At 42.9% G+C, this 13,794-nt stretch carries 8 protein-coding genes, 5 tRNA genes and 1 pseudogene; 8 read left to right on the forward strand and 6 right to left on the reverse strand.

Annotation, left to right across the window (positions count from 1 at the left end; translation table 11 throughout):
• Positions 1-339: 339 nt before the first annotated feature.
• Complete coding sequence (locus tag ACXJY6_RS18140; protein ID WP_458769183.1) at positions 340-1,281, forward strand: isopenicillin N synthase family dioxygenase; 942 nt, start codon at positions 340-342, stop codon at positions 1,279-1,281.
• Between the two features lie 60 nt (positions 1,282-1,341).
• Here ACXJY6_RS18140 and ACXJY6_RS18145 read toward each other — a convergent pair whose 3' ends face one another.
• The gene (locus tag ACXJY6_RS18145) at positions 1,342-2,328 is read right to left on the reverse strand and encodes an ABC transporter substrate-binding protein (RefSeq protein ID WP_458769184.1); all 987 of its coding nucleotides are present in this window, start codon (positions 2,326-2,328) and stop codon (positions 1,342-1,344) included.
• 265 nt (positions 2,329-2,593) lie between these two features.
• The gene (gene ilvY, locus ACXJY6_RS18150; protein ID WP_456052965.1) at positions 2,594-3,493 is read right to left on the reverse strand and encodes an HTH-type transcriptional activator IlvY; all 900 of its coding nucleotides are present in this window, start codon (positions 3,491-3,493) and stop codon (positions 2,594-2,596) included.
• Positions 3,494-3,634: 141 nt separating this feature from the next.
• Here ilvY and ilvC point away from each other — a divergent pair, with 141 nt between their 5' ends.
• Positions 3,635-5,119, forward strand: a complete 1,485-nt coding sequence (gene ilvC / locus ACXJY6_RS18155) for a ketol-acid reductoisomerase (RefSeq protein ID WP_456052966.1) — start codon at positions 3,635-3,637, stop codon at positions 5,117-5,119.
• Between the two features lie 107 nt (positions 5,120-5,226).
• On the opposite strand, the gene ubiK is transcribed toward ilvC, so the two are convergent.
• The 3 genes and pseudogenes from ubiK to ACXJY6_RS18170 all read right to left on the reverse strand — a co-directional run bounded on the left by ubiK (position 5,227) and on the right by ACXJY6_RS18170 (position 9,865).
• Positions 5,227-5,478 (reverse strand): ubiquinone biosynthesis accessory factor UbiK, encoded by a 252-nt coding sequence (gene ubiK, locus ACXJY6_RS18160; RefSeq protein ID WP_456052967.1) that lies wholly within the window; start codon positions 5,476-5,478, stop codon positions 5,227-5,229.
• 146 nt (positions 5,479-5,624) lie between these two features.
• Positions 5,625-8,708, reverse strand: a pseudogene (locus ACXJY6_RS18165) (multidrug efflux RND transporter permease subunit); the annotation flags it as partial.
• An 11-nt stretch (positions 8,709-8,719) separates the two neighbouring features.
• Positions 8,720-9,865 (reverse strand): efflux RND transporter periplasmic adaptor subunit, encoded by a 1,146-nt coding sequence (locus tag ACXJY6_RS18170; protein WP_456052968.1) that lies wholly within the window; start codon positions 9,863-9,865, stop codon positions 8,720-8,722.
• 229 nt (positions 9,866-10,094) lie between these two features.
• On the opposite strand from ACXJY6_RS18170, the gene rep reads away from it, so the two are divergent.
• A complete protein-coding gene (gene rep, locus ACXJY6_RS18175) occupies positions 10,095-12,110 on the forward strand; it encodes a DNA helicase Rep (RefSeq protein WP_456052969.1) in 2,016 nt (671 codons plus the stop codon).
• 76 nt (positions 12,111-12,186) lie between these two features.
• Here rep and ACXJY6_RS18180 read toward each other — a convergent pair whose 3' ends face one another.
• Positions 12,187-12,588, reverse strand: coding sequence for a c-type cytochrome (locus ACXJY6_RS18180; RefSeq protein WP_456052970.1), 402 nt, complete (start codon positions 12,586-12,588; stop codon positions 12,187-12,189).
• Between the two features lie 301 nt (positions 12,589-12,889).
• Here ACXJY6_RS18180 and ACXJY6_RS18185 point away from each other — a divergent pair.
• From ACXJY6_RS18185 to ACXJY6_RS18205, 5 genes are all read left to right on the forward strand, one after another.
• A tRNA-Arg gene (locus ACXJY6_RS18185) sits at positions 12,890-12,966 on the forward strand.
• A gap of 26 nt (positions 12,967-12,992) precedes the next feature.
• Positions 12,993-13,068, forward strand: a tRNA-His gene (locus tag ACXJY6_RS18190).
• A 234-nt stretch (positions 13,069-13,302) separates the two neighbouring features.
• Positions 13,303-13,379: transfer RNA gene (locus tag ACXJY6_RS18195), tRNA-Pro, on the forward strand.
• Between the two features lie 49 nt (positions 13,380-13,428).
• Positions 13,429-13,504 (forward strand) — tRNA-His (locus tag ACXJY6_RS18200).
• Positions 13,505-13,522: 18 nt separating this feature from the next.
• Positions 13,523-13,599: transfer RNA gene (locus tag ACXJY6_RS18205), tRNA-Pro, on the forward strand.
• Positions 13,600-13,794: the final 195 nt, after the last annotated feature.

Consider the following 13,794-nt stretch of genomic DNA (forward strand, 5'->3'; position numbering starts at 1 on the left):
GAGTGGCCGAAAGCACCTGACTTGAAATCAGGCGAGGGGCGACCCTCCTAGGGTTCAAATCCCTATCTCTCCGCCACTATTGAAGCCCTAGTCGAAAGACTAGGGTTTTTTTACGTTTTCAAATTAGCATTCATTGCTGTGTTTTGGTGCGAGCCACTTCATTAGTTTTTCTTCTTCGCTCTGACAAATATTGTAATAAGATCATTAATTGTTTGTTTTTATTGTGTTTTACTTGTTTATCTTCCATGAGATATTTTGATGAGTTTCTTATGGATATTTAGAATTACTTGGTGAGTTTTTTGCTAGATCTCCTTAATGATGAAATTTAAAGGATGGAAAATGCAATTACCAATCATAGATATCTCTCCGCTTAACTCTGATCACAAAGAAGATTGGGCACCTGTTATTGCACAAATTGATAAGGCTTGTAGAGAGCTTGGCTTTTTCTATGTAATCGGACATGGAATACCAAATACTCAATTTGAGCATATGAAAGCTACCGCGAGCGATTTCTTTTCATTACCTATTGCAGAAAAAAAGAAAATTTCGATTGAAAATAGCGAAAACCACCGAGGGTGGGGAGCGTTGAATGCAGAGCAACTTGACTCCAGTGGTCCACAGGATTGCAAAGAAACCTTTGATATGGCGTTGGATTTACCTCTATCACATCCTCAAGTTCAACGATGTAAAGCATTGTACGGCCCTAATCAATATCCAGAGTCACCATCTTTTATTCAAACGGTTAATCATCACTATCAAATGAGTTTGGATGTTGGTCTCAAGTTATTAAAAGTAATGGCGCTAGCGTTAGGGGAGCGTGAAGACTTTTTTGTTGATCATTTCCAATATCCCATTTCAGTTTTAAGGTTAATTCAATATCCCGTGCAAACCGACCATACCAATGGTGCGGGAGCACATACCGACTACGGCTGCATTACTTTACTTTATCAAGATAATAGCGGTGGGCTGCAAGTTCAAAGCGTGAGCGGGGAATGGATTGATGCTATACCAGTTGAAGGGAGTTTGGTTGTTAATATTGGCGACTTAATGCAGCGTTGGACTAACGGGCTTTACCAATCGACACCTCATCGAGTTACGAGCCCTACTTCGGGACGTGAGCGCTTTTCAATGCCTTTTTTTGTTGAACCAGACTTTGATACACCAGTTAAAGTATTAAGCGCATGCGTTGAGGAAAAAGGGGAAAAGTTATTTGAAGATACAACCGCTGGTGAGTGGATTCTTTCTCGATTCTCCGATACTTATTCTTATCGAGAAGAGTAGTCGTAAAAAAGGGTAACTTATAACAAGTTACCCTTCGTACATTATATTTAGGATGATATTTTATAGATTACTAGAGACTTTCTCAGCAACGTCTTTAGGAACCCACTGCTTCCAGGTTTGTGGGTAATTTTGTAGGAAGTAATACATTGTATCTTCCCCATTTGCTTGCTCATCTTCCATCCAAGCTAACAGTTCATTTAGAGCTTCATTTCTGAAGCCACGCTTTGAGAGATATTCCGTTATAGCTGGATTCTCTTTTGCGAATGTGTCAGTTGTAATTGCATACGCTGGTGATGGTGGATACATCGTTGGTGTTAGCTCTGTACAGTCTTCTTTTGTCATGCAGTTCAAATAAGCATCCTCATCTACACCATGACCAAAATCGACATTGACTAAGTTGTATTTCCCAAGGATAGGCGTTGGTGCCCAGTAGTAACCAAACCATCCTTCTCCACGCTCTAGCGACTTAGCTAGAGCGCCAGATAGCCCAGCACTTGAACCTGGATCGATTAATTCAAACCCAGCTTCTTCTAAACCAAGAACATCGAATAAATTTTGGTTGGTTGTTTGACATTGCCAGCCAGCTGGACAGCTATAAAAAGCGCCCACATCGTCTTTTTCTGGGTGCGGGAAAAGCTCTGGGTGTTGTTTAATCCCTTCGATGGTTTTGAGCTCTGGGTACTTTTCTACTAGAGTTCCGGGTACCCAAAAGCCTTCTTGGCCACCATCAAGCAGAGTATTACCAACTAACTTAATTTTACCTTCCGCAACACCAGCATCGACGGTATCTTTAATTGAGTTTGTCCAAACTTCTGGAGCAATATCCGGTTCGCCTTTTTCTACCATTGACGTTGCGGTTGGTACGTTGTCGCCAAGCACCAGTTCTGCGTCACAGCCATAACCTTTTTCAAGAATGAATCTGTCAATATTGGCGATCAAACTGGCTGAGTTCCAGTTCATATCGGCAATCGTGACTTTTCCACACTCGTTAGCTTGTGCGTTAATGCTTGTTAGTAAAGCGGTGCTTAATATAAGCGTCCATTTCATAACTTGTCCTTTTGTTATAAGTGAAATGTGAGTTCTTGTTGAATCAATGCCGTCATATATGACTATATTTTTTCTAACAAGGGTGTATAAAAAACACACCATTCTAACGCATACCAGCTCTAAATGATAATTAGTTATTAACAAGGTGGGTTTTTATAACTTTATCAATTAAGCATATTGATTGATTTTAACGATCACTAACAAGTATAAGATTGCTCAAAGTACTATGTTTACCCACATTACCTATGGTTTTTTATCGTATCGCTTAAGTGATGATGTTGTGCTTTGCAGTAATCACTTTCCAAAGCGCACTAAGCAGTGGTTCGTCTAGGAGTTTAGACCGTTTGCAACATACACCCAATTGGAAAGGTTTAATCACATCACTTTCACTTAGACGTTGAATTTTATCTCGAACCGGGCTGTTGTTGATGACCACATCGGGCGCAATACCGACACCATAGCCTAGCGCAACCATACTCACGATAGCTTCATGCCCCGCGATTTGAGCGTAAATATTGGGCTTTATTTTCATTTGCTTAAACCAAGCATTTGCTCTGTCTCTAGCGGTTCCTGCTTCGGGAACCACAAAAGGGATATCACTCCACTGGGGCTGATCTTGGTTTAATGCATCAGCAAAAGCACTCATCCCAACCGGTGCAATGACTGACAATGGGATTTCACTAATGGATTCAAACGCAATTCTTGAAGGGAGGTTGTCTGGAAGCGCTGAAATAGAGAGGTCAGCTTCATCACTTAGAACTTTATCAATCGCTTGCGCAGGATCACCGGTAAGTAGTTTAAATTCAATGAATGGGTGATGAGCACGAAATTCCGATAAGAGCTCTGGAAGGTGACTGTAACTTGCAGTCACTGAGCAAAACAGACGAATTTCTCCTTGAAGATTACTGCTTTGTTCTTGCAAGGCGACTTGATATTGGTGCCATTCGTGGATAATACGTTGAGCGACTGGGATTAATTGTTTTCCTGATGGAGTTAATTCAACGCGTCGGTTGTCGCGACTAAAGAGAGGGTGCGCAATTTCTTCTTCAAGTTTCTGAATTTGCCGAGTCAAGGCTGAAGGGCTCATATGCATCGCACTAGCCGTTTTACTAAAGTTCTTGCTCTCACATAAATGTATGAAAATTTGCAGTGATTTTATATTCATCGTGACCCAGATCTCATGTTGCAAAAAACGCAATACTTGATTGTGAATATATCACTTTCCGCAATGGAATGTCTGCTTTAGTATGTGCCCACTCGATGTAATACCATCGAAATGTGAAAGCTAAATTCAAAGGAGTGCCTCATGGCTAACTATTTCAATACCCTAAATCTGCGTGAGCAGTTAGATCAACTTGGTCGTTGTCGTTTTATGGACCGTGCTGAATTCGCAACCGAAGCAGACTACCTAAAAGGCAAAAAGGTTGTCATCGTTGGTTGTGGTGCTCAAGGTCTTAACCAAGGTCTTAACATGCGCGATTCTGGCTTAGACGTATCATACGCTTTACGCCAAGCTGCTATCGACGAGCAACGTCAATCGTTCAAAAACGCGAAAGATAACGGTTTTGTTGTAGATAGCTATGAAAACCTTATCCCACAAGCGGATCTAGTGGTAAACCTTACTCCTGACAAACAGCACACCAATGTTGTTGAAACGGTAATGCCTCTAATGAAAGATGGCGCAGCACTTGGTTACTCTCATGGTTTCAACATTGTTGAAGAAGGCATGCAAATCCGTAAAGACATCACTGTTGTTATGGTTGCGCCTAAGTGTCCTGGTACTGAAGTACGTGAAGAATACAAGCGTGGTTTTGGTGTTCCAACACTGATCGCTGTTCACCCAGAAAATGACCCTAAAGCAGAAGGTTGGGATATCGCTAAAGCTTGGGCTGCAGCAACTGGTGGTCACCGTGCTGGCTGTCTAGAGTCTTCTTTCGTTGCTGAAGTTAAATCTGACCTAATGGGTGAGCAAACTATCCTATGTGGTATGTTGCAAGCGGGTTCAATCGTATGTTACGAGAAAATGATTGCTGACGGAATCGATGCTGGTTACGCAGGTAAGCTTCTTCAATTCGGTTGGGAAACCATTACTGAAGCATTGAAGTTTGGCGGCATTACTCACATGATGGATCGTCTAACTAACCCAGCAAAAGTAAAAGCATTTGAGCTTTCTGAAGAGCTGAAAGACCTTATGCGTCCACTTTATAACAAGCACATGGATGACATCATTGTTGGTGAATTCTCTAGCACTATGATGGCTGACTGGGCTAACGATGATGTGAACCTTCTAGGCTGGCGCAAAGAAACCGGTGAAACTGCATTTGAAAACTACCCTGAATCAGACGTGAAAATCGCTGAGCAAGAGTACTTCGATAACGGTATTCTAATGGTTGCTATGGTTCGCGCTGGGGTTGAACTTGCATTCGAAGCGATGACAACTTCAGGTATTATCGATGAGTCTGCATACTACGAATCTCTACATGAGCTTCCACTAATCGCAAATACTGTTGCACGTAAGCGTTTATACGAAATGAACGTAGTTATCTCTGACACTGCAGAGTACGGTAACTACTTATTTGCAAATGTTGCAACACCGTTATTGCGTGAGAAATTCATGCCAAACGTAAATACTGATGTTATTGGTAAAGGTTTGAACGAAGAGTCTAACCAAGTTGACAACGCTCAGCTAATCCAAATCAACGAAGTTATCCGTAACCACCCTGTTGAATACATTGGTGAAGAGCTACGTGGCTACATGCAAGACATGAAACGTATCGCTGTTGGTGACTAATCAACTTCGACGTTAAATAGAAAAGGCTTGGATATTCCAAGCCTTTTTTGTGTCTGTCGTTTACGCTAGATTTTATTCATACGTATCGTATTGCAGCATTGAGAAAATTACTTCTCTGCTAATTTTTCTTCTAACTCAGAAAGCTTTTGCTCCATAAGCGTTAGCTTCTCACGAGTACGCAGTAGTACTTGAGTTTGCACATCGAATTCTTCACGACTGACGACATCAAGCTTGTTTAGCTGCCCTTGAATAACTTGACGGACTTTCTGTTCAACATCTGTCCCTAGGTCCTTGACTGGCTGTGGCATTGACTCATGAATTTGTTTTGCTACTTGCTCTATTTTTTTTGGATCAAACATACACTGATAAACTCCTATTCAATTGCTAACATTCTATGCAATTCGTCGATAAAAGTCGTTACTAAACGAATAAAAAAGGCCACCTAAGTGACCTTTACCTTATTCTTTACTAGGACTCTGCATTGAATTTAATGACTTCGATCCATTTCTTCAAATACAGGAATTGCCTTGTGTTTTTCTGCGAGATAACTATAAATCACTGGCAGGATAAACAAAGTGAAGATTGTACCAATAGCTAATCCCGATACGATGACCACCCCGATACTAAAACGTTGTCCAGCACCTGCTCCACTAGCAAATATCAAAGGAATTAACCCCGCAATCATTGCTGCGGTTGTCATCAGAATCGGGCGCAGACGCACGCGCGTGGCTTCCATCACGGCATCAATACGGTTCATTGCTTGGTGTAATTGTGCCTCTTTTGCCACTTCACAGATTAAAATACCATGCTTGGTTATTAATCCGATTAACGTGATAAGCCCAACCTGCGAATAGATATTCATGGTGGCACCGATTATTGGTAGTTGTGTTACTTGTCCGAAGAGTTTGAGCCAAGCCAATGTGATTAACGCCCCTGAAATTGCGAGAGGTACAGACACCATAATGACCAAAGGATCTCTCATTGATTCAAATTGAATCGCCAATACTAAGAAAATAATCGCGAGGGCTAAGCCGAATGTTGTAAACAATGAACTGCCTTCAGTCACATATTGGCGTGAGGAACCTAAGTAATCATAACTATAACCAATAGGTAATTTATCAATAGCCAGTGCGTCAAGATAATTGATCGCATCACTCAGTGCGACTGTAGGCGACTGAACTGCGCCAATCGTCGCTGAATTCAATTGGTTGAAGTGAGACAGTGCACGAGGCTGCGCTTCTACATTTACTTTAATTAGGCTGCCTAGTGGAATCGATTGGCCATTTACAGAACGAACATAGTATTGATTCATTGACTCCGGATTGAGGCGATATTTACGTTCTACTTGCGGAATAACTTCATAGGATCGTCCACCGAGATCGACACGGTTGACACTACCATCCGCCATCATTGTGCCCAACGTGATGCCAATATCCTTCATGGTTACGCCATACGCAGCGGTTTTTTCTTTATCAATTTCAATTCTCATGGTCGCAGAGTCAAAATTGAGGTCTAGGGTCGAATAGACGAACAGTGGGCTATCTTGGATTTGAGTGAGAATATCACTTGTTAACGTAAATAAATTCTCGAAGCTATCTGCTGTGGTAAACACCATTTGAATGGGTAAGCCAGAACCTGCCCCGGGAAGCTCTGGCATTTCGAACGCAGCAATACTCATTCCAGGTATATCGTTGAGAATCCCTTGAACACTATTTTTGACCTCGGCTTGACTTGCTTCTCGTTGGCTCCACGGCACCATGACAGAAATACCCAAGGCTTGGTTTGATTTTGGTATGCCTGTAAACATTAAACCTAGGTCGATTTCTGATTGGTCGGTTAACTTGGTGTTGACCTCAGACATGGTGTTTTGTAAATAATCTAAGTTTGCATTTGAAGGTCCATTACCAATCATCATGAAGAAGCCCTTATCTTCCGCAGGAGCGAGTTCCGAAGGGATCATTTTGAAGAGGATTGGTAGAGTTGCAAATGCGATAAAAGCAAACCCTAACACCACTGGACGTCGGCGCATGATAGCTTTTAGCATACGCATATAGCGAACGGTTAAACGATCAAGGAACCTGTGAACGGCTTGCTCAAACCGAGAAGGCTTGTCTTGCCCCTTGAGCATTTTTGAGCACATCATTGGCGATAAGGTCAGTGCGATGATACCCGAGACAAATACAGCCCCTGCTAGCGTCAAGGCAAATTCTTTGAATAGCGCTCCAGTAACCCCTGCTGTCATTGCGATAGGTGCATAGACGGCGGCAAGAGTTATCGTCATCGCAATGACGGGGAGGGCAATCTCACGAGTTCCGATTATCGCCGCTCGAAATGGTGTTTCACCTAATTTAACGTGTCGGTCAACATTTTCTAAAACCACAATTGCATCATCAACAACGAGGCCGATGGCTAAAACCATGGCAAGCAACGTCATTAGGTTCCACGAGAAACCAAACAGTTGCATCACGACCACTACTCCAATAAGAGAGAGTGGAATGGTGATAACTGGAATTAATACCGCTCTAAGCGAACCTAAAAACAGGGTGATGACGATGAGTACAATTAATCCCGCTTCTGCGATGGTTTTGATGACTTCATTGATTGATTCGTTAATCGCAATGGTTGAATCATACAACAGCTCCATCTGTATCGTACTCGGAATGTTTTTTTCAATGCGAGGTAATAGCTGACGAATGTCTTTGGCTAATGTAATGGCATTGGCACTCGGTGTTGCGTTAATCGCTGCGACAATCGCTTCTTTGCCATTAGCTGTGGCTCGGAAAAAGTCATGACTTTTCGAGAGGGTGATTTTAGCAATGTCTTTTAAATGGATGAGCTTTCCGTCGCTTGCTTTTATGACCAGCTTCTCAAGCTCTTCAGTAGAGGAGACTTGGGTTTTAACATCGCCATTGTATAGAACAAACTCCCCCGTGGCTTGCCCTGATGCTGATTGATAGTTATTGGCTTCAAGTACGCTCATGACATCGGTGGCGGTTAAGTTGAGTAACCCCATTTTCTGAGGGTCGAGCCAAACGCGAAGAGCGTATTGAGTACCACCATAAAGATCGACTTTGGATACTCCAGAAACGGTAAAGAGTTGAGGATTAACAACACGATTTAAGTAGTCGGTAATTTGGCTAGAATTAAGGGAGTCACTGGTAAAGCCTAAATACATAACCGCGGTTGATGAGCCTGTCGACAAGCTTACTGTGGGATCATCCGACTCTTTTGGCAATAATGAGCGTACAGAGTTGGATTTCGCCAAAATGTCAGCCAGCGCTGCATTAGGGTCAGTATTGAGCTTCATTTTTACCGTAATGGTTGAACGTCCGAGTGAAGACTCCGAGGTCATGTAGTCAATATTGTCTGCTTGAGCGATGGCTTGCTCCAAGGGTTGGGTAATAAAGCCCTGAACTAAATCGGCGCTGGCGCCATAGTAACTTGTCGTAACGGTTACTTCAGTGTTGACCATATCTGGGTATTCGCGTACCTGAAGCTTAAAGATAGCTTGAGCGCCCAGCAATAGAATCAATAAGCTAATCGAAACAGCGAGAACCGGGCGGCGAATAAAAATATCAGTAAAGCGCATATGGCCTCCAGTTACAGCATTGGGATTTCAGCACGCGGAGTCACCGCATCGCTTTCAACCACATGCACTTTTGCCCCATTACTCAAGCGAACTTGGCCTGATGTAACGATAGTTTCATCACCCTTTAAACCCGAGATAATGTGTGCGATGCTTCCACGGCGCTCGCCGACTTCAACAACGCGTTGCTCTACACGTTGAACTGTGGGCTGCTCTCCATCTTCAGCAGGCTCAGCGTTAATGTCTGGTTGATTTACGACAACATAAACACTGTCACCATACAGCGTGTAAGTAATGGCGGTTTGTGGGATAACAATTTGGTTTTCTAGTGCTGGTAAACGAATACTGGCACGGGCAAACATGCCACTGCGCAGTTTGCCATCACTGTTCGGAATGTCGGTTTCCACCTGAATTAAACCACTTAGCGGGTTGACTGCTGGTTCAATCGCGGTGATAGAGCCGGTAAAGATTAGATCTGGATAAGAGTCGACAGAAATATCCACGACTTGATCGGGAACAATACGAGATATTTCCGTTTGAGGAATTGAGAAGTGAAAACGCATCCGAGAGATATCTTCAAGCTGTACAATTTCTGTTGCTGCTTGAAGGTACTGACCTAAATAGATATTTCTTAGACCAACAATACCACTAAAGGGAGCTTGAATCGTTCGTTTTGAGATCGAGGCTTTTAAGCTTTCTAAATCTGCAACCAGAGAGAAATAGGCGGCTTGAGCATCATCGTATGCCTCTTGAGATAACGAACCTTTTTGGTATAGACCTTTATAGCGCTCAAATTTTGCTTTGGTTGCAGGAAGGCGAGCCTGAACACTTTTTAAATTGGCCTTTTCAACGTCTGAGTCAAGTATCACTAACGTCTTACCCGCTTTAACCGTTTGGCCGGATTCAAACTGAATTGAATCGATAATACCAGCTGTTTGGTTGGTTAGTGTGACGCCTTGAGCTGGCTCAATAAAACCTACCGCTTCAATGGTTGGGGTCCAAGCTTTAACGTCGATTTCCTCAATAGTTATAGGATTCGAAGCCTCTGGGGAATTGGCAATGGCTTCATTAATTACATTTTTTATAAATAAATTGAAACCAATTACGCCTCCGAAAAGTACCAGCGCAATAAGCAACATAAAAAAGGTCCACTTTTTCATTTTCAATTGAACTCCAAAAAGTTGTGTCGTAGGGCCTTACTGTGTCGATGACCTTACATTCAGCATGTTAGTACTTTGATGCAACATTATGCGGTTAAGTGTACTTTATTTGCAATACATCTGTGCAATAAAATTTAATCAAACTCTCTGGGCGGATTGATCATGGTAATAAATAGTCGTGGCGATTATCATTAGCGCTATTGATAAGTAAGGTATGCAAAGAAATATTATGAAGCTTAATCCTAGTCAAAATGAAGCCGTTAAATATGTTTCTGGTCCATGTTTGGTTCTTGCGGGGGCTGGATCAGGTAAGACTAGGGTTATCACTAATAAAATTGCTTACTTAGTTCAAGAATGCGGTTACAAGCCACGCAATATCGTTGCTGTGACGTTTACCAATAAAGCTGCTCGGGAAATGAAAGAGCGTGCGGCTCAGACTCTCGGCAAAAAAGAATCCAGAGGTTTGATGGTCTCGACCTTTCATACCATGGGCTTGAATATTATCCGTCGTGAATACAAACAGCTTGGTTTAAAAGTGGGTTTTTCGTTGTTTGACGATCAAGATCAGATGGCGCTTTTAAAAGAACTAACGGAAAAGCAGCTTGATGGCGATAAAGACTTATTGCGTCTGTTACTTAGTACGATTTCTAATTTGAAGAACGATATGGTCTCGCCACAAAAAGCCAAGGATATGGCCAAAAGTGAGCAAGAACAGCTATTCGCCTTTTGTTATGAGATGTACCAAAACCAAATGAAAGCGTACAACGCCCTCGACTTTGACGATTTGATTCAGATGCCGGTTCGTCTGTTAAAGGAAAACCAAGAAGTGCGAGAACGCTGGCAAAATAAAATTCGTTACCTGTTGGTGGATGAATACCAAGACACAAATACCAGCCAATACGAACTGATTCGGTTATTAGTCGGAGAGCGAGCGCGTTTAACAGTGGTAGGCGATGATGATCAGTCAATCTATTCATGGCGTGGTGCCAAACCTCAGAACTTAGTCCTGCTAGGAGAAGACTTTCCTAACCTCAAGTTAATTAAGCTTGAGCAAAATTATCGTTCAACTAGTCGAATTTTGCGCGCAGCTAACATCTTGATTGCGAACAATCCTCATGTATATGACAAGGTGCTTTTTTCGGAACTCCCTGATGGCGAAAAGCTCAAAGTCATCAACGCGAATAATGAAGAGCATGAAGCCGAGCGGATCTCTGGTGAAATTATCGCTCATAAGTTCCTTAATCGAACCAACTACAGTGATTATGCGATTCTTTATCGTGGTAACCATCAATCTCGTTTAATTGAAAAGTACTTGATGCTCAACAGAGTGCCATATCGATTATCAGGCGGTACGTCATTTTTTGCTCGTGCTGAGATCAAAGACATCATGGCTTATCTCAGAGTTCTGGTGAACCCAGATGACGACAATGCATTTTTACGGATAGTGAATACTCCCCGCCGAGAAATTGGTCCAGTGACATTAGAGAAGTTAGGCAACTACGCCAATATGCGAGGAAAGAGTTTGTTTGATGCCAGTTTTGAGATGGGATTGGAACAGACTCTAACAGGGCGAGGGCTTGAAAATCTGCGTCGCTTTACTCAATGGCTGGTGGCTTTGGGTGATAATGCAGAGCGAGGAGACACAATAGAAGCCGTTCGCTCTCTGGTGCGAGATATTCACTACGAAGATTGGTTATATGAAACCTCTTCTAGCCCGAAAGCAGCAGAGATGAGAATGAAAAATGTCTCGGATCTTTATTCATGGATTGTCGCTGATCTTGAAGGGGACAATTATGATCAAGAAGAGAAAACGCTAAAAGAAGTGGTACAGCGTTTGACATTGCGCGACATGATGGAACGGGGAGAAGAGAATGATGATAGTGACGCAGTACAGTTGATGACGCTTCATGCATCAAAAGGACTGGAGTTCCCTTATGTCTATTTAGTCGGAGCTGAAGAGGGTATTTTACCGCATCAAACCAGTATTGATGAAGACAATGTCGAGGAAGAGCGACGCTTGATGTATGTCGGTATTACCAGAGCTCAGCGTGAATTGACCTTTAGTATGTGTAAAGAGCGCCGCCAATTTGGGGAGCTTATTAAACCCCAGCAAAGTCGCTTCCTTGAAGAACTGCCTTTTGATGATGTTGAATGGGAAATAAAGAAGAAAGTGCTCACTCAAGAAGAACGAATGGAAAAGGGACAAACCCACATTGCGAACTTAAGAGCGATGTTCAAAAAATAAGGCGTAAAAAAACCAAGTTGACGTTTAAAGCCAGACTTGGTTTTTATAAGAACTGTTGAGTTAGAGCTCGTTAGTATTAGAGCCCTTCGAGCATATGGTCGATAGCATCTGAAATTTCGTCATTGCTACAGTCCATACACGTCCCTTTAGCAGGCATTACGTTGAAGCCATTGATTGCATGATCCATTAGTACATCTCTTCCTTGAGCAATACGAGGAGCCCAAGCTGCGGCATCGCCTTTAATTGGAGCGCCGCTCGCACCAGTACTATGACAAGCAGTACAAAATGTGTTGTATACTGTTGGACCATCACGAGGACCTGTAGGTTCAGCAACGGCAGGTGTTGCTCCAGCAAGGTAGACATCCCCTACGGGCTTAATTCGCTCTGCGATTGCATCATAATCAGCTTGAGTAGCGGCAATAGTTACGCTTGAGAAGCTAAGCGCTACGATTAAAATGCTCAGAAATCTTCGAATCATACGATTTAACTCACTTTACTTTCAGTTGGGACCGGGCAATAGGTCAAAATTATTATTGTAGTTTGCATTGAGTTAAGGTTATAAAAACTGTTAAATCAATGTGAATATAAAGTGATTATATCCTGACTTTCTTCTCCTAGAAACAGTAACATCACATCTTCTTGGCATTAGTCACATCACTTGTATGGGAATTTTAATTATTATCTGTTGAAAAAGGCACCAAATAATAAAAAAACTTGAAAAAGTACTAGACGGCAAATAGTGATATCCGTATCATTCGTCCTCGCCGATAGGGCATGAAGCGCCCGTAGCTCAGCTGGATAGAGCGTTGGCCTCCGGAGCCAAAGGTCGAAGGTTCGAATCCTTTCGGGCGTGCCATTTCGGAGAAGTTAGAAAAAACAGTGGTGGCTATAGCTCAGTTGGTAGAGCCCCGGATTGTGATTCCGGTTGTCGCGAGTTCAAGTCTCGTTAGCCACCCCATTTCTTGCTCGCTTCACTATAGATTGTCACCTGTTAAACGATTAGGTAAATCCTCTTTCGTTAATCAGTCATCTTTCTTAGTCGGCAAAAGTTTCATACGCTGCTTGGTGGCGTACACAAAATACCTAGCAACATCTCAGTGAATAGCGCAGCTTGGTAGCGCATCACGTGTTTTGAGATAAGCGGGACCAGAGGCCGACCCTCTGCAAACGCAAAATACCTAGCAAGAATTATCGGTGAATAGCGCAGCTTGGTAGCGCATCTGGTTTGGGACCAGAGGGTCGGGGGTTCGAATCCCTCTTCACCGACCACTTATTTATTTCTTGGTACAAGATGTACGAGGAAATACAAAGATTAGTGGTGGCTATAGCTCAGTTGGTAGAGCCCCGGATTGTGATTCCGGTTGTCGCGAGTTCAAGTCTCGTTAGCCACCCCATTTATTATTGAAGATTATCGGTGAATAGCGCAGCTTGGTAGCGCATCTGGTTTGGGACCAGAGGGTCGGGGGTTCGAATCCCTCTTCACCGACCACCTTTAGAAAAGCCTCAGTAGAAATGCTGAGGCTTTTTTCTTTCCTTGCGATCGTGAATAGCGCAGTTTGGTAGCGCATCTCATGCTTTTAAATAGAAAGCGGGACCAGAGGGGCGGGGGTTCGGCTCTTTCAAGTTCAGCTCTTCACCGACCACTTAAGAAGCCTCGTCATCAGACGGGGCTTTTTTACGTCTA

It is taken from the genome of Vibrio phycocola (assembly GCF_054404255.1).